Genomic DNA, 21,251 nt, shown 5'->3' with positions numbered 1-21,251 from the left:
GAGGACCCGATGGAGACCGAAGCGGCACCGCAGGGCGCGCAGACGCCGGACATGCCCGACACGCTCGCCGTCTCGACCGTGCGGACGGTCGAGATGGAGAGCACCCGCACCCGCTCGGAGCACGACCTCCTCGGCTACGCCGACGTGCCGGCGGACGCCCTCTGGGGCATCCACACCAAGCGGGCGGTGGCGAATTTCCCGATCACGGGCGTGCCGGTCGGTCACTTCCCCGAACTCGTTCGGGCGCTGGCCCTGGTGAAGCAGGCGGCGGCCCGCGCCAACCGGCGCCTCGGGTACCTCGCGCCGGAGAAGGCCGACGCGATCGAGCGGGCCTGCGCCCTCGTCGCGAGCGAGAAATCCTACGCCGAGGCCTTCGTGGTCGACGCCATCCAGGGTGGCGCCGGCACCTCGACCAACATGAACGCCAACGAGGTGATCGCGAACGTCGCCCTGCAGCTGATGGGGCGCCCGCTCGGCGATTACGCGGCGCTCCACCCGAACGACGACGTCAACATGGCGCAGTCCACGAACGACGCCTATCCGACGGCGCTCCGCCTCGCCGTCATTTTCGCGACCCAGCCGCTGGTGCGCGCCCTCGATGACCTCGCCTACGCCTGCAAGGGCAAGGCGGTGGAGTTCGCCGACGTCCTCAAGATGGGACGGACCCAGCTCCAGGACGCCGTGCCGATGACGCTCGGCCAGGAATTCGACAGCTTCCACACCACGATCAAGGAGGATGTCGCCCGCATCACCGAGATCGTCGGGCTGTTCCGCGAGGTCAATCTCGGCGCCACCGCCATCGGCACCGGCATCAACGCCGATCCCCGCTACGCGGCGCTCGCCGTCGAGGAGCTGTCGCGGGCCTCCGGCCAGCCGATGATCCTCGCCTCGAACCTGATCGAGGCGACCTCGGACCTCGGCGCCTTCGTGCTGTTCTCAGGGGTCCTGAAGCGCGTCGCCGTGAAGCTCTCGAAGCTCTGCAACGACCTGCGGCTGCTCTCCTCTGGGCCGCGCACGGGCTTCGGCGAGATCCGCCTGCCGCCGGTCCAGGCGGGCTCCTCGATCATGCCCGGCAAGGTCAACCCGGTGATCCCGGAGGTGGTGAACCAAGTGGCCTTCCTAGTGATAGGCCAGGATCTCACCGTGACCCTCTGCGCCGAGGGCGGGCAGCTTCAGCTCAACGCCTTCGAGCCGACGATCGGCTACTGCGTACTCTCCTCGATCCGGATGCTGACCTCGGGCGTCGAGACGCTGACGCGGCGCTGCGTCGAGGGGATCGAGGCCGACCGCGAGCGCTGCCGCAGCCTCGTTCACGGCAGCATCGGCCTCGTCACCGCGCTCGTGCCGGCGCTCGGCTACGAGAATTGCTCCCGCGTCGCCCAGCGCGCGCTGGCCGAGAACCGCCCCGTCGCCGATCTCGTGCTGGAGGAAGGGCTGCTGACCGAGGAGCAGCTCCACGAATTGCTGGAGCTCGAGGCGATGACGCGGCCCTCGCGGGGCCGCAAGATCACCAAGCCGGCCTGAGAAGCGCGACCTCTCCCGTTCGGGAGAGGGAGTCCGTCGCGCCCTCAGTTCCGCGCGCTGCGGAACGTGTCGCAGGCCTTGGTCTGGCCGCTCTTGTAGCCGGTCATGAACCAGCGCATCCGCTGCTCGGACGAGCCGTGCGTGAAGGAATCGGGCACCGCGTAGCCCTGGCTGCGCTCCTGCAGCTTGTCGTCGCCGATGGCACTCGCCGCCTGCAGGGCCTCCTCGATGTCGCCCTGCTCCAGGGAATTGAAGCGGTCGTCCGAGTTCTTTGCCCAGACACCGGCGAGGCAGTCGGCCATCAGCTCGACCCGCACGGAGAGTTGGTTCGACTCGACCTTGCTCGAAGCCTGCTGGCGCTGCTGCACCTTGCCGAGGATGCCGAGCACGTCCTGGACGTGGTGGCCGACCTCGTGCGCGATCACGTAGGCGTAGGCGAAGTCGCCCTTCACGCGGAACTTCTGGCCCATCTCCTGGAAGAAGGAGGTGTCGAGGTAGATCTTCTTGTCGAGCGGGCAGTAGAACGGGCCCATCGCCGCCTGGGCCGAGCCGCAGCCGCTGCGGGTGCCGCCCTTGTAGAGGACGAGCCGCGTCGGCGGGTATTGCTTGCCGGTCTGGTTCGGCAGCACCGTGCTCCACACATCCTCGGTGTTGCCGAGGATCTTGGCGGCGAATTGCCCGCTCTGGTCGGTCGGGGGCGTCTTGCGGCGCTGCTGCGCCTGCGGGTCGACCTGCTCCTGGCTCTCGCGCCCGCGGGTCATCTGCTCGGCGCCGCCGATCAGGATCGCCGGGTTGATGCCGGTGACCCAGCCGATGATCATCAGGATGACGATGGTGCCGATGCCGAGGCCACCGGCCCCGCCACCGGGAAAGCCGAAGCCGCCGCCGCCGCCCTCGCCGCGCCGGTCCTCGACGTTGTCGGAACTGCGGAAGTCTTCCCAGCGCATGGCCGCACCACCCGTTACAGATCACCCACCGGCAACCGCCCATTCAATGGCCGCGCCGGAGCTACGGTTCCGCTTGGGCCAAGGTCGCGTCCGTTTCAAGCCTTCCCGTCGAGGGCCGCGCGCACCAGCCGGAAATCCCGCCACCCGAGCCGCTTCTGCACCGGCTGGCGCAGCAGGTAGGCCGGGTGCAGCGTCGCGAGCGCGCGCACCTCGCGGTTGGCCAACCGGTAGGGATAGAAGCGGCCGCGCGCCTTCAGGATGCCGTCCTTCGTGCCCGTCAGCGTCTGCGTCGCCGGGCTGCCGAGACAGACGATCAGGTCCGGGTCGGCGAGCTCGATCTGCCGCTCGATGAAGGGCTTGCAGACCGACACCTCCTGGGGCGTCGGGTTGCGGTTGCCGGGCGGGCGCCAGGGCACGATGTTGGCGATGTAGGCGCTCGATCGGTCGAGGCCGATCGCCGCCATCATCCGGTCGAGGAGCTGGCCGGACCGCCCCATGAAGGGCTTGCCGACCCGGTCCTCGTCGGCACCCGGCGCCTCCCCCACGAACATGACCCGCGCGGCCGGGTTGCCGTCGGCGAAGACGAGGTTCTTGGCCGTGAACTTGAGCGGGCAGCCGTCGAATCCGGCGAGCAGCGCCTCCAGTTCCTCCAGCGTCGCCGTCTCGGCGGCCCGCGCGCGGGCATCGCCCGCCGCCTCGCCGGGCTTGGCCGCGGCGGACTGCCCGAAGGTGCTCTGCGGAGGCGGCGGACGCGACGGCGCGCGGGCAGGCGCGGGCTCCGCGCGGGGGACGGACGGCCGACGTTCGGGCTGGCGTTCTTCCGCCTCGCCGAAGCGGTCGTGCGGGCGCTCGTCGAGTGCCGCGTCGGCGCCGGCCTCGACGTGGAAGTCGAGGAGCGAGATCAGATCGCGGTCGTAGTCTGCGGGCGAAGTCATCGGACGAGATGTGGTGCCGCGCAAGCCTGTGGACAACGTGCGCGCGGCATCCCGGCCGAGGGATGCGACCGTGTGCCGAGCCTGTCCCTTCGCACTTGCGTTCCTACCTTGGAACGGGTTGAGAGAGACATCAACAAGACAGGCCGGCTCTGCGCGGATGACGCCGCGGGCACGGCGGCAGGAGGACACGGAATGGCGCTTCCCGAACGCGAGGGAATGGATTTCGACGTGGTCATCGTGGGCGCCGGTCCCGCGGGCCTCGCCGCCGCGATCCGCCTGCGCCAGATCGCCGCCGAACGCGGCGAGGAGATCAGCGTGGTCGTCGTCGAGAAGGGCTCCGAGGTCGGCGCCCATATCCTGTCCGGCGCGGTGGTCGATCCGCTCGGCCTCGACACGCTTCTGCCGGAGTGGCGGGATGATCCGGATCGCCCGCTCAAGACCGCCGTCGAGCGCGACGAGTTCATGTTCCTCACCAAGAACAGCGGCATCGGCCTGCCAAACGTGTTCTTTCCGCGTCTGATGTCGAACCACGGTAACTTCGTGGGCTCGCTGTCGAACGTCACGAAGTATCTCGGCCGCAAGGCGGAGGAGCTCGGCGTCGAGATCTATCCCGGCTTCCCGGCCTCTGAGGTGCTCTACGACGAGCGCGGTGCCGTGGTCGGCATCGCCACGGGCGATCTCGGCATCGGCCGCTCCGGCGAGGCGCGGGACGACTTCACCCGCGGAATGGAGCTGCGCGCCAAGTATACGATCTTCGGCGAGGGCGCCCGCGGCTCGCTGACCAAGACGCTGGTCGACCGGTTCGGCCTGAACCGGGACCGCGACCACCAGAAGTACGGGATCGGCGTCAAGGAGCTGTGGCAGCTCGCACCCGGCAAGTTCCAGCCCGGCCTCGTCCAGCACACGATGGGCTGGCCGCTGCCGAACAAGGCCGGCGGCGGGTCGTGGCTCTACCATTTCGACGACCACCTGCTCTCGGTCGGCTTCGTCACGCACCTCAACTACGAGAACCCGACCCTCTCCCCCTTCGAGGAGTTCCAGCGCTTCAAGACGCACCCGATGATCCGGGAGGTGTTCGAGGGCGGCAAGCGGATCGGCTATGGGGCGCGGGCCATCATGGAGGGCGGCTGGCAATCCGTGCCGAGGCTCGTCTTCCCGGGCGGCTGCCTCGTCGGGGATTCCGCCGGCTTCGTGAACGTGCCGCGCATCAAGGGCTCGCACAACGCGGTGCTCTCCGGCATGCAGGCGGCCGACGCCATCGCGGCGGCGCTCGCCGCCGGTCGCCAGGGCGACGAACTGACCGATTACGAGAGCGGCTGGCGCGACAGCCCGATCGGGCGCGACCTGAAGGCCGTGCGCAACGTCAAGCCGCTCTGGTCGAAATACGGCACGCTCGTCGGCGTGGGTCTCGGCGGCATCGACATGTGGTCGACCACCATCTTCAACGCCTCGCTCTTCGGGACGCTCAAGCACGGCAAGCCGGACCATGCCTGCCTGAAGCCGCTCTCGGAGGTGACGCCGATCGTCTACCCCAAGCCGGACGGCAAGCTGACCTTCGACCGGCTCTCCTCCGTGTATCTCTCCAACACGAACCACGAGGAGGACCAGCCACCTCACCTCCAGGTGAAGGACATGGGCCTGCAGAAATCGTCCGAGCACGACGTGTTCGGCGGTCCCTCGGCGCGCTACTGTCCAGCCGGCGTCTACGAGTGGGTGGAGGATGCCTCGGCCGGCGACGGCGTGCGCTACCAGATCAACGCGCAGAACTGCGTCCACTGCAAGACGTGCGACATCAAGGACCCGAACCAGAACATCAACTGGGTGACCCCGGAGGGTCCCGGCGGGCCGAATTACCCCAACATGTGACGGGCTCCGGCGCGGCTCCGGAGCGCGGCCGCGGCGTCATCCTTTCGCCTTGCGGGTATGGCGGGAAGAGTCCACTGTCCCCGCCACATCGGCGCCGGCCCTCCACGCTGGGTCGGCGCGCGCAGGAGCCGTGACTGGTGCCCACACTCGGAAAAGCTTCCCGCCGCACCGCGTCGGTGCTCGCCCTCGCGCTGAGCGGCACCCTGCCGTTCACGGTCTCCGCGCTCGCCGCGCAGCCCCGCGAGTCGACCCCGATCCTGGAATACGAGCCGGCGGAATCGCTTGAGGGCAACTTCCTCTCGGCCTACATCGCCGGCGTCTCCCGTGACACCGCGGCGGCAGCGAATTTCTATCGGGAAGCCGTGAAGGCCGACCCGCGCAACGCCGAGCTTCTGGAACGGGCCTTCGTCTCGATGCTGGCCGACGGCGCGCTGCCCGACGCCTTCCGCGCCGCCGAGCGCCTCACGACCAAGGACGGTGCGAACGGCCTCGCCCAGCTCGCGCTCGGCGTCCGCCAGATGAAGGCCGGCCAGTGGGCCGGCGCGCGGCAGAACCTCGCCCGCAGCGGCCGGGGGCGGCCGCCGACCTCACCGCGACCCTGCTGACGGCCTGGGCGTATGCCGGCGCGGGCGACGGCAAGCGCGCGCTGGAGACCGTCTCGAAGCTCCGGGGCGAGCGCTATTACAACACCTTCCGCGACTACCATGCCGGGCTGATCGCGAGCCTCGTGGGCGATCAGGCCGAGGCCGAGCGGCGCCTGAAGGCCGCCTACGACACCGACCGCAACACGCTCCGCATCGTCGATGCCTATGCCCGCTTCGAGGCGAATGCGGGCCGCACCGATCTCGCCATCCAGGCCTACACCGAGTTCGACAACGTCCTGCCGCGCCACCCCATCATCCGCGACGCCCTCGACAAGCTGAAGTCGGGCAAGCCGCTGCCGCGCCTGATTAACTCCGCTCAGGAGGGGGCCGCCGAGGTGCTCTATGGCCTCGGCTCCGCCGGTTCGACGCAGGGCGACGAGCTGCCGGCCGTGGTCTACCTGCGGCTCGCACTCTACCTTGCCCCCGAGCACGCGCTCGCCCGGCTGACGCTCGCCGACACCCTCGACCGGATGAAGCAGCCCGAGCGCGCCAACGACGCCTACGCGCAGATCCCGGCCAGCTCGCCCCTCAAGCTCAATGCCGACATCCAGATCGGCCTGAACCTTGAGCAGATGGGCAAGGGCGACGAGGCGCTCGCGCATCTCGACGCGGCGATGAAGGCCCATCCCGACGACATCGACGTGATCACGGCGCTCGGCAACGTGCAGCGCTCGCGAAAGAAGTATGAGGACGCGGCCGCGACCTACAGCCGGGCCATCGAGCTGATCGGCGACCGGCCGATCCAGAATTACTGGACGACCTTCTACTTCCGCGGCACCGCCTACGAGCGGGCCAAGCAATGGCCGAAGGCGGAGGCCGACCTCAAGAAGGCGCTGGAGCTCGTGCCGCCGAGCCAGCTCAGCGCCAAGGCGCAAGTGCTGAACTACCTCGCCTATTCCTGGGTCGACCAGAACATGAACATCGACCAGGCTTTCACGATGCTGAAGCAGGCGGTCGATGCGAGCCCACGCGACGGCATGATCATCGACAGCCTGGGCTGGGCCTATTACCGGCTCGGACGCTGGGACGATGCGGTGCGCGAGCTGGAGAAGGCCGTCGAGCTGAAGCCCGGCGACCCGACCATCAACGACCACCTCGGCGATGCCTATTGGCGGGCGGGTCGGCGCCTCGAGGGCAAGTTCCAGTGGCAGCACGCCAAGGACCTGAACCCCGAGCCGGACGAGCTCGAGAAGATCAACGAGAAGCTGAAGAACGGCCTGCCGGACGTCGAGAAGCCGACGGCGACGGCTGAGAACCCGCCGGCGCCGGTTGCCGCTCCGCACAACCCCGAGAACCCCGAACTGCCGAAGGGCGCCCCCGCCCCGAGTGAGCCGCCTGGCGCCGCCGACAAGGCGAAGAAGAAGGGCGGCAGCTAAGGGCCGCCGTCGCTCGCTCGTCACACCCTCCTGATCCGGCACAGCCGCCCTCAATCGGCCGACACGTCGCTCCTCCGCCCTTCGCGGTGACGGAGGTTCGTGCGGCGTACGGCGCAGCGGGGGCCTCCGAACCATCCTCCCCCCTCCCCGCACGGGAAGGGAAAACGCGACCGGTCAGCCGCCTCTCCCATGCCAAGCCTCGCCACCCGCGCCCCGGCGAAGATCAACCTCACGCTGCACGTGCTCGGCCGGCGGCAGGCGGACGGGTATCATGCCCTTGAGAGCCTCGTCGCCTTCGCGGGCGTCGGCGACCACCTGACGCTGGAGCCTGCCGACGGGCTCGCTCTGGCGATCGAGGGCCCGACGGCCGGTCCGGCCGGCCCGACCGAGGACAACCTCGTGCTGCGCGCCGCGCGCCATCTCGCCGGGTGCGTGCCCGGCCTGCGCATGGGGGCGTTCCGCCTCGTGAAGCGCCTGCCCGTGGCGGCCGGCATCGGGGGCGGCTCGTCGGACGCCGCGGCGGCGCTGCGGCTCCTGGCAGATCTCAACGGGCTCGGCCTCGATCATCCGGCCGTGGTGGAGTCGGCCCGTGCGACGGGGGCGGACGTGCCGGTCTGCCTCGATCCGCGCGCCAGGATGATGCGCGGCGCGGGGGAGACGATCGGCAGGCCACTCGACCTCGCGGCCCTGCCCGCCGTGCTGATCAACCCCGGCGTCCCGGTGCCGACCGCGCCCGTCTTCAAGGCGCTCGGCCTCTCGCCCGGGGACACGCTGCCCGGCGCGGAGCATCCGGAGGTGGTGACCGGGCTCGGCCTCAACGGGCTCATCGGCCTGATCGGGCCGGCCCGGAACGACCTCGAAGCGCCCGCGCTCACGGTCGCGCCGGTGATCGGCGAGGCGCTCGCTGCGCTTCGCGCGCAAGGGGGCTGCCGCCTCGCCCGGATGTCGGGCTCCGGCGCGACCGTGTTCGGCCTCTTCGCCCGTCGCAGTCAGGCGGCACTGGCAGCCGGCGCGATTGGCCGGGCGATGCCGGGCTGGTGGGTCGAGCCGACGCTGCTGCGCTAGATCGCTGCCCGGTCAGTGCGCCCGGGCGATGCAGAAATCGACGACCTGCAGCAGGGCCGTCTTCGTCCGGCCGTTCGGGAACAGCGCGAGCGCGTCGCGCGCCATCGCGCCGTAATGGCGGGCCCGCTCGACCGTATCCTCGAGAGCCCGATGGCGCCGCAGGATGGCGCGGGCGGTCTCGAGGTCGCCGGCCTCGACCTCGCCCTTCTCCAGGGTCCGGCGCCAGAAGGCGCGCTCCTCGTCGGTGCCGCGGCGGAAGGAGAGCACGATCGGCAGCGTGATCTTGCCCTCGCGGAAATCGTCGCCGACGTTCTTGCCGAGGCTGGCGCTGGTGCCACCGTAATCCAGCACGTCGTCGATGAGCTGGAAGGCGATGCCGAGATTCATCCCGTAGGAGCGGCAGGCCGCCTGCTCCGCCCTCGGCCGGTCGGCGAGGACGGGGCCGACCTCGCAGGCCGCCGCGAACAGCTCCGCGGTCTTGGCGCGGATCACCGCGAGATACTCGTCCTCGCTGGTCTCGGTGTTCTTGGCGGCGGTGAGCTGCATCACCTCGCCCTCCGCGATCACGGTGGCGGCGGCCGACAGGATGTCGAGGGCGCGCAGCGAACCGACCTCGACCATCATGCGGAACGCTTGGCCCAGCAGGAAATCGCCGACGAGGACGCTCGCCTGGTTGCCCCAGTTGATCCGCGCCGCGACGCGTCCGCGCCGCATGTCGCTCTCGTCCACGACATCGTCGTGCAGGAGGGTCGCGGTGTGCATGAACTCGACGCTCGCGGCGAGCTTCACCGCACCGTCGCCGCCCGCGTAGCCGCAAAGGTCGGCGGTGGCGAGCGTCAGGATCGGGCGCAGGCGCTTGCCGCCGGACGCGATCAGGTGGTTGGCCACCTCCGGGATCATCGCGACGTCCGAGCCCGTGCGCGACAGGATCATCGCGTTGACGCGCTCCATGCCGGCGGCGACGAGCGCGACGAGTTCGGTCAGGCTCGCTTCCGGATCGGAGCGACCTTCATCGAAGGAAACGACCACACCCAAGGTCAGATGCCTCCCGGCCAGACAAGCTGCGACGATACGTTCGGCACCCCTTCGCACGCGGCCCGTGGCGCTGCAACACGCCCCGGCCGTTCGCGGAAGGGATCGCCTCGGATATGGCGTGCCGGCACGGGAACCTGTACGCGGCGAAAGCGCCGCCCTTCGCCGCCCTCCTGCCCGGCTGACCGATGATCGAGATCATCCGCACCAACGACATCGTCCTGATCGGATTCGCACGCTCGATCCTGGAGGGTGCCGAGATCCCCGTCCTGGTCGCCGACGAGCACATGAGCCTGATGGAGGGCACGATCGGCGCCTTTCCGCGCCGCCTGCTCGTGCCGGACGACCACGCCCGGCAGGCCCGGCGACTGCTCATCGAGGTCGGGCTCGCCCACGAGTTGCGCGATGCGGCCGGCGGCTGAGCCGGATCTCCTGCTCGGCGGCCGCCTCCGCCTGCACCAGCCGCCCCGCGGCGCCCATCGGGCCGGAACGGACGCGGTGCTGCTCAGCACGATGTTCCAACCCGGCGACGGAGCCCTCATCTGCGATCTCGGCGCATCGACCGGTCTGGTCGGGCTCGCCTGCGCGGTGCGTGCGCCGACTTGTCGGGTCGTCCTGGTGGAGCGAGAGCCAGAACTGGCCGCGCTGGCGCGCCGCAATGTCGCCGAGAACGGGCTCGACACGCGCGTCGATGTCCGCGAGGCCGACATCCTGGCGCCGGCCGGCCTTCGCCGGGCCTCGGGCCTCGGGACGCACCCGGCCGACATCGTTCTGACGAATCCCCCATTCCTGGAGGGCGGGCGGCACCGCCCGTCACCCCATGGCGGAAAGGCGTCCGCCCACAGCTTCGAAGCCGGTTCCCTGGAGACGTGGCTGCGCACCTGCGCGGACGTCGCGCGCCCGGGTGGGCTTCTCGGGCTGATCCACCGGGCCGACGCCCTCCGGGCTTGCCTGGACGCGGTCGGCAACCGCTTCGGCGCGCTCCGCCTGCGTCCGGTCCATGCCCGCGCCGACCGACCGGCGATCCGGATCCTGCTCGCCGGCATAAAGGGGAGCCGCGCCCCCCTCACTCTCCTGCCGCCCCTCGTATTGCAGGATGGGGACGGGCGCTTCACGCCCGAGAGCGAGGCACTCCACCGCGGCGAGGGCGCAGCGATGGAGGTCGTATCTCAGTAGAACGGGCGCCAGCCATAGGCGCGGTGGTGATAGGGGCGGTAGCCCCAGTGCCGCCGGTGGTAGTGGCGCCGGTAATGGTGGCGACGCCAGCCGTGGTGCCGGCGGTAATGGTGGCGGCGCCAGCCGTGGTGCCGGCGATAATGGTGCCGGTGCCAGTGCCGGCGATGACGCCAGCGCGCCTCCGTCACGAGCGCACCCTCGCCGGTGTCGGCGACGCGCGCGGCGACCGGCAACGGCGCCGCCTTCGTCGGCAGGCTGAAGCCCGCCGCCCCGCCGAGAGCGGCGAGGACCAGGAACATCCCTATCAGTATTCGCATGGCGTTTGCTCTCCTCCCAGGATCGATCCGCCCATCGCAGGAACCGCAGGCCCGGGCGGCAGGCGTTGCGACGGGGAGGAACGGCCAAGGTCGAAAATCGTTCGGTCCCGTACGTGCTGCCGATGGCGTGGAGCCTTGCGGTCGATTACGCAGAGCCCCATTGCGGAGGCAGGCCAAGCTCTGCCGCGATGCGAGGACCCATGTCGCACTCCCTCCCCGCGCCCCTCCGGGCGCTCCTGCCGCGGCGGTTTCGGGAGCGGCCGCCGCGGGTGTCGGTGGTCCGCCTGAGCGGGGCGATCGGCGCGGTGTCGCCGATCCGGCCCGGCCTCTCGATCGGATCGGTCGCCGGCAGCCTCGAGCGCGCCTTCACCATGAGGGGCGTGGTCGCCGTCGCGCTCGTCATCAACTCGCCCGGCGGCTCGCCGGCCCAGTCGCACCTCATCCACCGGCGCATCCGGGCGCTCGCGGCGGAGAAGAATCTTCCGGTCTACGCCTTCGTCGAGGACGTTGCGGCCTCCGGCGGCTACATGATCGCCTGCGCGGCCGACGAGATCATCGCTGACCCGACCTCCGTCGTCGGCTCGATCGGCGTGGTCTCGGCGGGATTCGGGTTCGACCGACTGATCGAGCGGATCGGCGTCGAGCGGCGCGTCCACACGCAGGGCGAGGCGAAGGCGATGCTCGACCCCTTTCGGCCGGAGGACCCGGCCGACGTGGCGCGGCTGAAGCGGATCCAGGCCGACGTACAGGAGGTCTTCACGAATCTCGTCAGCGAGCGACGCCCGAAACTGCCGAAGGATGGTGAGAACCTCTTCACCGGCGCGATCTGGACCGGGCGGCAGGCCCTCGATCTCGGCCTCGTGGACGCGCTCGGCGACGTGCGCACCGCGATGCGAGCACGCTACGGCGACAAGGTCGACCTCAAGATGGTGGCGGACGCGAAGGGCTCGCTCCTCGCCCGCCTGCTGAGACGGACGACGCCGGGCGGGATTGGACTCGCCGAGGAGGCACTGTCCGCGATCGAGGAGCGCGCCACCTGGGCGCGCTTCGGGCTGTGAGACGGCCTGAGCGCGCCTGCGCGTTTTAGCGCGCCTGCGCGGCGCAGCCGGCCTGCGGGGCACCGTAGCCGCTGTAGACCACGCGGACCTTCCGGGTGCAGGTCTCGGCGGCGGGCGCCGCGACGGGCGCGATCTCGACCGGCATGATCGCCACCGGCTTCTCGACCGCGGAGGTCTCCTCGGGCGTCGCGAGGGCGCTGGCGCCCATCACGAGCGGCGTGGCGACGAGAGAGGCGGCCACGAGTGCCGCGAAGACAGTGAAACCCTTGCGCATGACTGGTCGTCCGAAGCTTAGTCCGCCCTGAGGCGGAGCATCATCCCCTGGTTGCGTGATAAACTTGGCCGGGGGCTTGGCAGTTCCGGATCTTGACCGAATTGCGACGGAATTGTGTGCGTCGGCGCACGGAACCGCGCGCTTGACACCTCGGGACGCACACTTAAAGGCTCCGCCCCTCCGCTTCCCGCCTCCCGGACCCGTCTCACGATGCCGAGCGACGCCGATCTCTCGCCGAAAGCCTCGTTTCAGGGGCTGATCCTCACGCTCCAGCGATTCTGGGCGGAGCAGGGCTGTGTCATCCTTCAGCCCTACGACATGGAGGTGGGCGCCGGCACCTTCCACCCGGCCACGACCCTGCGGGCGCTGGGCCCGAAGCCCTGGAAGGCGGCCTATGTCCAGCCCTCCCGCCGACCGAAGGATGGGCGCTACGGCGAGAACCCCAACCGGCTGCAGCATTATTATCAGTTTCAAGTGATCCTGAAGCCGAACCCGGAGAACCTGCAGGATCTCTACCTCGCCTCGCTGAAGGCAATCGGCGTCGATCTCGCGCTTCACGACATCCGCTTCGTGGAGGACGATTGGGAGAGCCCGACGCTCGGCGCCTGGGGCCTCGGCTGGGAATGCTGGTGCGACGGGATGGAGGTCAGCCAGTTCACCTACTTCCAGCAGGTCGCGGGCTTCGAGTGCGCGCCGGTGGCGGGCGAGCTCACCTATGGGCTGGAGCGCCTCGCCATGTATGTGCAGGGCGTCGAGAACGTATACGATCTCAATTTCAACGGCGGGTCCGGGGCCGACAAGGTCACCTACGGCGACGTCTTCCTGCAGGCCGAGCAGGAATATTCCCGCCACAATTTCGAGGCCGCCGACACGGCGATGCTGTTCCGCCACTTCGCCGACGCCGAGAAGGCCTGCCGCCTCTACCTCGACGCGGGAGCGCCGGAGGGCGAGGCGGGCCGCCACCGCATGGTGCAGCCGGCCTACGACCAGTGCATCAAGGCGAGCCACGTCTTCAACCTGCTCGACGCCCGCGGCGTGATCTCGGTGACGGAGCGGCAGAGCTACATCCTGCGCGTGCGCGAACTGGCGAAGGCCTGCGGCGCGGCATGGCTCCGGACGGAGGGCGGCGGCGCGACGGCCCCGGCCTGACTGCGCCTTGCCTCGACACCTCGGGACCGGCTCTCTAAACGGGCAGCGGCCCCGCCGATCTCTGACGCGCGGCCGCTGCCGCCGGTGGACCCATGCCTGACCTCCTCCTCGAACTCCGCTCCGAAGAGATCCCCGCCCGCATGCAGCGGCGCGCGGCCGAGGATCTGCGCAAGCTCGTCACCGACGCCCTCGTCGAGCGCGGCTTCCTCTACGAGGGCGCCAAGGCCTTCGCGACGCCGCGGCGCCTCGCGCTCCATGTCGCCGGCCTGCCGCCCCGGGGCGAGGCCGTCCGGGAAGAGCGGCGCGGGCCGCGCGTCGGCGCCCCCGAGGCTGCCGTGCAGGGCTTCCTGAAGAGCGCGGGGCTGGCGAGCCTCGACGAGGCGACGACCGTCACCGACCCGAAGAAGGGCGAATTCTACCTCGCGGTGATCGAGCGGCCGGGACGCGAGACGCTCGACGTGCTGGCGGAGATCCTGCCCCAGATCATCCGCGGCTTCCCCTGGCCGAAATCGATGCGCTGGGGCGCCGCATCGGCCCAGGCCGGTTCGCTCCGCTGGGTGCGCCCGCTCCAGTCGATCGTCGCGACCTTCGGGCCGGAGACGGAGACGCCGGAGGTGGTGCCCTTCTCGGCCGATGGAATCGCGGCCGGCACCACCAGCTACGGACACCGCTTCCTCGCGCCCGAGGCTTTCGAGGTGCGCCGTTTCGACGATTACGCCCCGAGCCTGGAGCGCGCCAAGGTCGTCCTCGACGCCGACCGGCGCAAGGACATCATCCTGCACGATGCCCGCGACCTCGCTTTCGCGCGCGGGCTCGACCTCGTCGAGGACGAGGGCCTGCTCGAAGAGGTTGCGGGCCTCGTCGAATGGCCCGTCGTGCTGATGGGCTCGTTCGACGCGAGCTTCCTCGACATTCCGGCAGAGGCGATCCGCGCCACGATCCGCGCCAACCAGAAATGCTTCGTGCTGCGCCAGGGCGGCTCCGAGGCGCTGGCACCGGCCTTCATCCTCGTGTCGAACCTCGTGGCGAGCGACGGCGGCGCTGCCATCACCGCGGGCAACGAGCGCGTGGTGCGGGCCAGGCTCTCGGACGCGAAGTTCTTCTGGGAGACCGACAAGGCGGTGCGGCTCGAGGACCGCCTGCCGAAGCTCGACACGATCGTTTTCCACGAGAAGCTCGGAACGCAGGGCGAGCGGGTGGCGCGCATCGCCGCGCTCGCGCGGGAGATCGCGCCCCTCGTCGGGGCCGACCCGGATCTCGCCGAACGCGCCGCGCGCCTCGCCAAGGCCGACCTCGTCACCGAGATGGTCGGCGAATTCCCCGAACTCCAGGGCCTGATGGGACGCACCTACGCCAAGCTCCAGGGCGAGCCGGACAGCGTCTGCGCGGCGATCGAGGAGCATTACAAGCCGCTCGGGCCGACGGACCGCGTCCCGACCGATCCGGTCTCGGTGGCGGTGGCGCTCGCCGACAAGCTCGACACGCTGGTCGGATTCTGGGCGATCGACGAGAAGCCGACCGGGAGCAAGGATCCCTACGCGTTGCGCCGCGCCGCGCTCGGCATCATCCGGCTCGTCGTCTCGGGCTCTTGCCGTCTGCGCCTTTCCGAGATCTTCCGGCGGGCCGGCGCCTTGCACGCCAAGGCCGGCGGCCTGGGCGAGGGCGCCGGTGCGGATCTCCTCGCCTTCTTCGCCGACCGCCTGAAGGTTTATCTCCGCGACCAGGGTGCCCGGCACGACCTCATCGACGCCGTCTTCGCCCTGCCCGGCCAGGACGATCTCCTGATGATCGTCCGGCGGGTCGAGGCCCTCGGCGCGTTCCTCGACAGCGACGACGGCCGCAATCTCCTCGCCGGCGCGAAGCGGGCCGCCAACATCCTGCGAATCGAGGAGAAGAAGGATGGGCGCGCCTACGATTCCGAGCCCGACGCCGCCCTGATCGCGATGGGCGAGCCCGAGGAGAAGGCTCTGGCCGAGGCGCTCGCGAAGGCTCGGGCAGAGGCCTCTGCGGCGGTGGCGGCGGAGGATTTCGAGGGCGCGATGCGGGCCCTCTCGACCCTACGGGCCGCCGTCGACGCCTTCTTCGACAAGGTGACGGTGAATGCCGAGGATCCGGCGTTGCGGGCGAACCGCCTCGCCCTCCTCAACGCCCTGCGCGCCGCGACGCGGGAGGTTGCCGACTTCTCGAAGATCGAGGGGTAGTGCGCCCCCCTTCGATTCGAGCCTCCGGCAACCTGTGCTATCAGCGGTCGGGCGTGAATCCGCCGCGGGGGACAGGGCGCAATGCATCACGAGCGGATCAACAGTCTGGCCCGGATCTGCGGCGCGCGGCGCTACCTCGAAGTTGGCGTCTTCCGAGGGGAAACGTTCTTCAACGTGAACGTCGACTTCAAGGTCGCGGTCGACCCGAGTTTCCCGTTTGACGCGTCCGCGCACGAGACCGACCGGACCCGGTTTCACGAGGTCGGAAGCGACGCGTTCTTCCGATCCGCCCCCTACGAGCCCTTCGACCTGATCTTCCTCGACGGACTGCACACCTTCGAGCAGACCCTTCGCGACTTCCTGAACTCGATCGCCTTCGCGCACGACCGCACGATCTGGCTGTTCGACGACACCGTTCCGAACGACAATTTCTCCGCCCTGCCCGACCAGGAGCGATGCTACCGCCTACGCCGCTCCCTCGGGAACGGAGACGGGGCCTGGATGGGCGACGTTTTCAAGGTCGTCCATTTCATCCGCAGCATGATGAAGATCTACCATTTCCGCACCTTCGGCGGTCACGGGCAGACCGTGGTCTGGCGCGACCCGCGGCATTACGACGAGCGGTTCGGGACCCCGCTCGCGGAGATCGGCCGGATGCCCTACGAGGATTTCATCGAGACCTACGGGGCGATGATGAACCTGGCGGACGACGAGCAGATCTACGCCACGATCGAGCGCTTCATCGCCGACGCGGACGGTGGCCTCAGAACCAGCCCTTGACCTTGAAATAGATCATCGGGACGAGCGCACTCGTCGCGATGAGCGCGAGGCCGTACGGGTAGCCGTAGAGCCAGTCGAGTTCGGGCATGTGCTTGAAGTTCATGCCGTACATCGACGCGATCAGCGTCGGCGGCACGCCGACCACCGAGACCACCGTCAGGATCCGGAAGGTGTTGTTCTGCTCCATGTTGATGAGGCCGAGCGTCGCGTCGAGGAGGAACTGGACGTTCTCGGTGAGCCGCGTCTCGAATTCGTCGAGGGAGGCGATGTCGCGCTGGATCGTCTCGAAGCGGGCGTCGGCGTCGCCCTCGGCGAAGCTCCCGCACTCGGCCGCCACGAACGGCACGATGCGCTGAAGCCCCAGCAGGCTCGCGCGGAGCTTGCCCAGAGCCTTCCCGCGGCGCCCGACGCTGCGCAGGATGCGCCGCAGCGCGATGTCCCGCCGGCGCGGGGCCCGGCTGTCGCCCGGCCGCGCCCCGGGCCGCGCGCCCGCGTCGAAATCGAAGACCCGGGTCGACAGGGCGTCGAGGTCGGCGCCCATCTCCTCCAAGGCGTCGGCGAGGCTGTCGACCAGCTCTTCCATCAACAGGAGAAAGATCTCGATGCTGCGTGTGGCGGGCCCGTCGCCGTTCGTGAGGCGCGCCTTGACCTCGGCGTATGCACGCAGGTCGTGAAACCGCACGGTGATGAGCCGGTCTTTGGTCAACACGAAGCCGAGGGGCTTCAGCTGCGAATCCGCCTGGTCGAAGGTGATCATCGGTGTCGACAGCGACAATCCGTTGCGCAGCCGTCGCAGGCGGCTCGAACTCTCGACCTCGCTGAGCGCCTGCCGCGACGGCACGCGCAGGCCCGTCGTCTCCTCGACGAGCTCGGCTTCCTCGGCGGTCGGATTCGCGAGATCGATCCAGATCGCGTGCGGCGGCAGGTCCGTTCCGTCCGGCGTCGCGGCGTGCTCGACCGCGCCCTCGGGCCGTGAAGGCTCAGCATGGGGTCTCGGATTCCGTGGAGTTCGGGTGGGTACGCTGTCGACGCATCGACATCGGGCCGTCACGGGTCAGGGATAGGGCCGCGACAGCCTTGACTCGAAAAACGCCCGCGCCTATCTCGCCGGCAGCTTTGGCACTCGAAACCCGCGAGTGCTAACAGCCGGTGTTCGAGGCGGTTCCGGCCGCATGAACGCCACCTGAGAATTTGAAGCAAGAGGGCAGCTCATGAAGTTCCGTCCGCTGCACGACCGTGTCGTCGTCCGCCGCATCGAGGGCGAGGAGAAGACCAAGGGCGGCATCATCATCCCGGATACCGCCAAGGAGAAGCCCCAGGAGGGCGAGGTCGTCGCCGTCGGCCCCGGCGCCCGCGACGAGCAGGGCCGTGTCAACGCTCTGGACGTGAAGGCCGGCGACCGCGTGCTGTTCGGCAAGTGGTCGGGCACCGAGGTCAAGATCGACGGTCAGGACCTCCTGATCATGAAGGAATCCGACATCATGGGCATCGTCGCCTGAGGGCGGCCCGACCCACGGATTCTTGAACGACGCCCTTCGAGGCCGCCGGCAGGCGGTGCCTCGGGGCTCTCATCCATTCCAACCTAAGGATCTCTGCACATGGCAGCGAAAGACGTACGTTTCTCGTCCGATGCCCGCGAGAAGATGCTGCGCGGCGTCGACATCCTCGCCGACGCGGTCAAGGTGACGCTGGGCCCCAAGGGCCGCAACGTCGTGATCGAGAAGAGCTTCGGCGCGCCCCGGATCACCAAGGACGGCGTCACCGTCGCCAAGGAGATCGAGCTCTCCGACCGGTTCGAGAACATGGGCGCCCAGATGGTGCGCGAAGTGGCCTCGAAGACCAACGACATCGCGGGTGACGGCACCACCACCGCGACCGTGCTCGCCCAGGCGATCGTCCGCGAGGGCGCCAAGTACGTCGCCGCCGGCATGAACCCGATGGACCTGAAGCGCGGCATCGACCTCGCCACGCAGGCCGCCGTCAAGGACATCACGGGCCGCGCCAAGAAGGTCGCCTCGTCCGAGGAAGTCGCCCAGGTCGGCACGATCTCGTCGAACGGCGACAAGGAAATCGGCGAGATGATCGCCCACGCCATGCAGAAGGTGGGCAACGAGGGCGTGATCACGGTCGAGGAGGCGAAGACTGCCGAGACCGAACTCGACGTCGTCGAGGGCATGCAGTTCGACCGCGGCTACCTCTCCCCGTACTTCATCACGAACGCGGAGAAGATGGTCGCCGAGCTCGACGACCCCTACATCCTGATCCACGAGAAGAAGCTCTCCTCGCTGCAGGCCATGCTCCCGGTCCTCGAAGCCGTGGTGCAGACCGGCAAGCCGCTCCTCATCATCGCCGAGGACATCGAGGGCGAGGCGCTCGCGACCCTCGTCGTGAACAAGCTGCGCGGCGGCCTCAAGGTTGCGGCCGTCAAGGCGCCGGGCTTCGGTGATCGCCGCAAGGCCATGCTGGAGGACATCGCGATCCTGACCTCCGGTCAGATGATCGCCGAGGATCTCGGCATCAAGCTCGAGAACGTGACCCTTCCGATGCTCGGCCGCGCCAAGCGCGTCCGCATCGAGAAGGAGAACACCACGATCATCGACGGTGCCGGCGAGAAGTCGGACATCGAGGCCCGGGTCGGGCAGATCAAGGCGCAGATCGAGGAGACCACCTCGGACTACGACCGCGAGAAACTCCAGGAGCGTCTGGCCAAGCTCGCGGGCGGCGTCGCGGTGATCCGCGTCGGCGGCGCGACCGAGGTCGAGGTCAAGGAGAAGAAGGACCGCGTCGACGACGCGCTCAACGCCACCCGCGCCGCGGTGGAAGAGGGCATCGTCCCCGGTGGCGGCACCGCGCTGCTCCGCGCCAAGAAGGCCGTCTCCGGCCTCTCCAGCGACAACGCGGACGTCGCGGCCGGTATCAAGATCGTTCTCAAGGCGCTCGAGGCTCCGGTCCGTCAGATCGCCCAGAACGCGGGCGTCGAAGGTTCGATCGTCGTCGGCAAGATTTCCGACAACACGGGCTCCGAGACCTACGGCTTCAACGCCCAGACCGAAGAGTACGTGGACATGATCCAGGCGGGCATCGTTGACCCGGCCAAGGTCGTGCGCACGGCGCTCCAGGACGCGGCCTCGGTCGCCGGCCTCCTCGTCACCACCGAGGCGATGGTTGCCGATGCGCCGAAGAAGGAGACGCCTCCCCCGATGCCGGGCGGCGGCGGCATGGGCGGCATGGACTTCTGAGTTCGCCGGCTCGATAGCCACAGGAAGAGGGGTCGCCGAGAGGCGGCCCCTTTTTCGTTGGGAATCGGGACGGTGCCGGGACCGGGTGCTGTCCGTCGCGTGCGTTTCGTCCCGCTACCCCGCCCGCCGTGGGCAGCGCAGATAGGACGAGCTCCCTTTGGCGCTCGACCAGGTCAAGCGGTCGCCCTCGACGAGGAGGCGCACCTGCGAGGTCCAGCGGCGGCCCCGGTCGTTGCAATCGGCCGCCATCACCCAGGCGTTCCCGCTTCGGGTTCGATCGTGGAAGCTGCAGAACGTGCGCCCGGCCCGGGCACCGTCCGCCGTGATCCGCGCGGGCAGGTAGCCGCGTCGCCGGGAGCGCATCCCGCAGGCAGCTTCGGTCGGTCCCCAGGTGCCGATATAGTCGAACCGATCGAGGGGGCGGCAGCGGGGATCGCGGCCGTCCGGATCGGGGCGGCCTCGGGCGCGGCGGCCGCGGTGGAGGCTTCCGCCAGCATGAGGCGGGACGCGGGCCGCTCGACGGCCTCCGGTGCCCGCGCTTCGGGCCGGCGCTGAACCGCCGTGCCGGAGGTGCGCATCAGTTCGGGCGGCAGTTCGAAGGTCGAGGTATCCTCGGGCGCCGATCCGATGCCCGGCCGCGGCGAGACAGGGCGGAGCGGCAGATCCTCGGCGAGAAAGACAACGCTGTAGCTGAACAGGGCGCCCCAGCCGGCGGCGAGCACGAGCAGCAGCACGAGCCAGCGCACCGACCCTCCGCGGACGTCGTGAACGGCCGCGTTCGCCGCCCCTACGCCCGTGTCGGCCAGGGCCCGATCGATCCCCACCGCCATCCCGGCTCCCCCAAACGTTCCATCAGCGACCTGCGACCGCGACCAGCGGCGACGCATCGTCGCTACCCTCGCCCTTCCGTATCCCTCAGACGCCCCGTCCGATCTTCCGTCGAACTTGGACTCCGACGCGTCCTCTCAGGTCCGATCCGCGTATTCGATCGCGAAGACCGGCAGCCGGACACATGCAGAAGCAGTACCACAGGTCGACCGTTGTTTTGATCGGCACGCGAGAGATCATAATCCCAGTCTCGCGGTTCTCGAAATCCCCTAAATCCTCAGATTGCGGCGAGCGCGCGGCGTCCCCTTACAACCCCTTTCCGCTGCCTGCGGAAACTGCCATGCTTCCGGCCTAGACCCTGCCCCAGGCGCCCGACCCACAGCGATGAGACGCCCTGCCCTCGCCCTTATGCTTGGCATCGCGACGACGATGCCGGCGAGCGGGCAGATCCGGTCCGCGACGTCCCGCATGACCTGCAGCGACGCGATGCGGCTCGTGAAGACGGAAGGGGCGATCGTGCTGAACATTGGCCCTGTTCCCGAGCGCGTGGTGCGCGACCGGAGCTTCTGCGAGTTCACCGAGATCGCGGAGCTTCGCTTCGCCCCGACGCGGGACAATCCGCAATGTCCGGTCGGGTACCGGTGCCGGGAGCCCGGATTCGAGGATTGGGATTGGCCGTAGGCGTTCGGCTCTCAAGAAACCGGGTCCCGACAAGGGGATAGGTGCGACGTCGTTCCGTCGCGCATGACCAAAAATTCACGAGACAGGCGGCCCCCGACGCCACTATCTCGCCACGAGCCGCCGTCACTGCCGGCTCGGGCCGTTCCGCGCTCTGCGCCG

19 protein-coding genes and 2 pseudogenes are annotated in these 21,251 nt (G+C 69.4%); 13 read left to right on the top strand and 8 right to left on the bottom strand.

The features are described from left to right. The first annotated feature begins 9 nt into the window (after positions 1-9). On the top strand, positions 10-1,524 hold the full coding sequence (locus DK389_RS17780; RefSeq protein WP_109891532.1) for an aspartate ammonia-lyase: 1,515 nt from the start codon (positions 10-12) through the stop codon (positions 1,522-1,524). 44 nt (positions 1,525-1,568) lie between these two features. On the opposite strand, the gene ypfJ is transcribed toward DK389_RS17780, so the two are convergent. Beyond that, on the bottom strand, positions 1,569-2,471 hold the full coding sequence (ypfJ, locus tag DK389_RS17775; protein ID WP_109891531.1) for a KPN_02809 family neutral zinc metallopeptidase: 903 nt from the start codon (positions 2,469-2,471) through the stop codon (positions 1,569-1,571). 95 nt (positions 2,472-2,566) lie between these two features. Then, the gene (locus tag DK389_RS17770; protein WP_109896520.1) at positions 2,567-3,406 is read right to left on the bottom strand and encodes a uracil-DNA glycosylase; all 840 of its coding nucleotides are present in this window, start codon (positions 3,404-3,406) and stop codon (positions 2,567-2,569) included. A 192-nt stretch (positions 3,407-3,598) separates the two neighbouring features. Between DK389_RS17770 and DK389_RS17765 the strand changes: the two genes are divergently transcribed. The 3 genes and pseudogenes from DK389_RS17765 (at position 3,599) to DK389_RS17755 (ending at position 8,357) form a co-directional block, all read left to right on the top strand. Further along, positions 3,599-5,272: an electron transfer flavoprotein-ubiquinone oxidoreductase gene (locus tag DK389_RS17765; protein WP_109891530.1), complete on the top strand. Its 1,674-nt coding sequence runs from the start codon at positions 3,599-3,601 to the stop codon at positions 5,270-5,272. 137 nt (positions 5,273-5,409) lie between these two features. Continuing rightward, positions 5,410-7,292: pseudogene (locus tag DK389_RS17760) on the top strand (tetratricopeptide repeat protein). Between the two features lie 189 nt (positions 7,293-7,481). After that, positions 7,482-8,357: a 4-(cytidine 5'-diphospho)-2-C-methyl-D-erythritol kinase gene (locus tag DK389_RS17755; RefSeq protein ID WP_109891529.1), complete on the top strand. Its 876-nt coding sequence runs from the start codon at positions 7,482-7,484 to the stop codon at positions 8,355-8,357. Positions 8,358-8,369: 12 nt separating this feature from the next. Here DK389_RS17755 and DK389_RS17750 read toward each other — a convergent pair whose 3' ends face one another. Continuing rightward, positions 8,370-9,392, bottom strand: coding sequence for a polyprenyl synthetase family protein (locus DK389_RS17750; RefSeq protein ID WP_109891528.1), 1,023 nt, complete (start codon positions 9,390-9,392; stop codon positions 8,370-8,372). 185 nt (positions 9,393-9,577) lie between these two features. On the opposite strand from DK389_RS17750, the gene DK389_RS17745 reads away from it, so the two are divergent. After that, positions 9,578-9,811 carry a putative signal transducing protein gene (locus DK389_RS17745; RefSeq protein ID WP_109891527.1) on the top strand — a complete coding sequence of 78 codons (234 nt, stop codon included), beginning with the start codon at positions 9,578-9,580 and terminating at the stop codon, positions 9,809-9,811. Continuing rightward, positions 9,795-10,565, top strand: coding sequence for a tRNA1(Val) (adenine(37)-N6)-methyltransferase (locus tag DK389_RS17740; protein ID WP_109891526.1), 771 nt, complete (start codon positions 9,795-9,797; stop codon positions 10,563-10,565). Before DK389_RS17745 ends, DK389_RS17740 begins: the two co-directional genes overlap by 17 nt. On the opposite strand, the gene DK389_RS17735 is transcribed toward DK389_RS17740, so the two are convergent. Continuing rightward, on the bottom strand, positions 10,559-10,882 hold the full coding sequence (locus DK389_RS17735; RefSeq protein WP_162560711.1) for a hypothetical protein: 324 nt from the start codon (positions 10,880-10,882) through the stop codon (positions 10,559-10,561). The two genes, DK389_RS17740 and DK389_RS17735, sit on opposite strands and share 7 nt — an antisense overlap. Positions 10,883-11,082: 200 nt before the next feature. On the opposite strand from DK389_RS17735, the gene DK389_RS17730 reads away from it, so the two are divergent. Next, complete coding sequence (locus DK389_RS17730) at positions 11,083-11,940, top strand: S49 family peptidase (protein WP_109891524.1); 858 nt, start codon at positions 11,083-11,085, stop codon at positions 11,938-11,940. A gap of 25 nt (positions 11,941-11,965) precedes the next feature. Here DK389_RS17730 and DK389_RS17725 read toward each other — a convergent pair whose 3' ends face one another. Further along, complete coding sequence (locus tag DK389_RS17725) at positions 11,966-12,214, bottom strand: hypothetical protein (RefSeq protein ID WP_109891523.1); 249 nt, start codon at positions 12,212-12,214, stop codon at positions 11,966-11,968. A gap of 210 nt (positions 12,215-12,424) precedes the next feature. Between DK389_RS17725 and DK389_RS17720 the strand changes: the two genes are divergently transcribed. The 3 genes from DK389_RS17720 (at position 12,425) to DK389_RS17710 (ending at position 16,344) form a co-directional block, all read left to right on the top strand. After that, positions 12,425-13,363, top strand: a complete 939-nt coding sequence (locus tag DK389_RS17720; protein WP_109891522.1) for a glycine--tRNA ligase subunit alpha — start codon at positions 12,425-12,427, stop codon at positions 13,361-13,363. A gap of 92 nt (positions 13,364-13,455) precedes the next feature. Further along, the gene (gene glyS, locus DK389_RS17715) at positions 13,456-15,564 is read left to right on the top strand and encodes a glycine--tRNA ligase subunit beta (protein WP_109891521.1); all 2,109 of its coding nucleotides are present in this window, start codon (positions 13,456-13,458) and stop codon (positions 15,562-15,564) included. Positions 15,565-15,645: 81 nt separating this feature from the next. Continuing rightward, complete coding sequence (locus DK389_RS17710; RefSeq protein ID WP_109891520.1) at positions 15,646-16,344, top strand: class I SAM-dependent methyltransferase; 699 nt, start codon at positions 15,646-15,648, stop codon at positions 16,342-16,344. Here DK389_RS17710 and DK389_RS17705 read toward each other — a convergent pair. Next, positions 16,328-17,331: pseudogene (locus DK389_RS17705) on the bottom strand (magnesium transporter CorA family protein). The gene DK389_RS17710 and the pseudogene DK389_RS17705 sit on opposite strands and share 17 nt — an antisense overlap. A 224-nt stretch (positions 17,332-17,555) precedes the next feature. Between DK389_RS17705 and groES the strand changes: the two are divergent. Together groES and groL are read left to right on the top strand one after the other, a co-directional pair. Next, positions 17,556-17,843, top strand: a complete 288-nt coding sequence (gene groES, locus DK389_RS17700) for a co-chaperone GroES (protein WP_109891518.1) — start codon at positions 17,556-17,558, stop codon at positions 17,841-17,843. 99 nt (positions 17,844-17,942) lie between these two features. Beyond that, on the top strand, positions 17,943-19,583 hold the full coding sequence (gene groL / locus DK389_RS17695) for a chaperonin GroEL (RefSeq protein WP_109891517.1): 1,641 nt from the start codon (positions 17,943-17,945) through the stop codon (positions 19,581-19,583). A gap of 114 nt (positions 19,584-19,697) precedes the next feature. Here the strand turns inward: groL and DK389_RS35000 are convergent, their stop codons facing one another. Further along, positions 19,698-19,832, bottom strand: a complete 135-nt coding sequence (locus DK389_RS35000; protein WP_257791899.1) for a hypothetical protein — start codon at positions 19,830-19,832, stop codon at positions 19,698-19,700. Continuing rightward, positions 19,832-20,413: a hypothetical protein gene (locus DK389_RS17690; protein WP_236960148.1), complete on the bottom strand. Its 582-nt coding sequence runs from the start codon at positions 20,411-20,413 to the stop codon at positions 19,832-19,834. Before DK389_RS17690 ends, DK389_RS35000 begins: the two co-directional genes overlap by 1 nt. A gap of 382 nt (positions 20,414-20,795) precedes the next feature. Here DK389_RS17690 and DK389_RS17685 point away from each other — a divergent pair, with 382 nt between their 5' ends. Next, entirely contained in the window at positions 20,796-21,092 is a 297-nt protein-coding gene (locus DK389_RS17685) for a hypothetical protein (RefSeq protein ID WP_109891516.1), read from the top strand. The last annotated feature ends 159 nt before the right edge of the window (positions 21,093-21,251 follow it).

The sequence above is a fragment of the Methylobacterium durans genome (assembly GCF_003173715.1).
GTDB lineage: Bacteria > Pseudomonadota > Alphaproteobacteria > Rhizobiales > Beijerinckiaceae > Methylobacterium > Methylobacterium durans.
The sequence above is the reverse complement of the archived record's forward strand: the minus strand, read 5'-3'. Positions and strand labels throughout refer to the sequence as shown.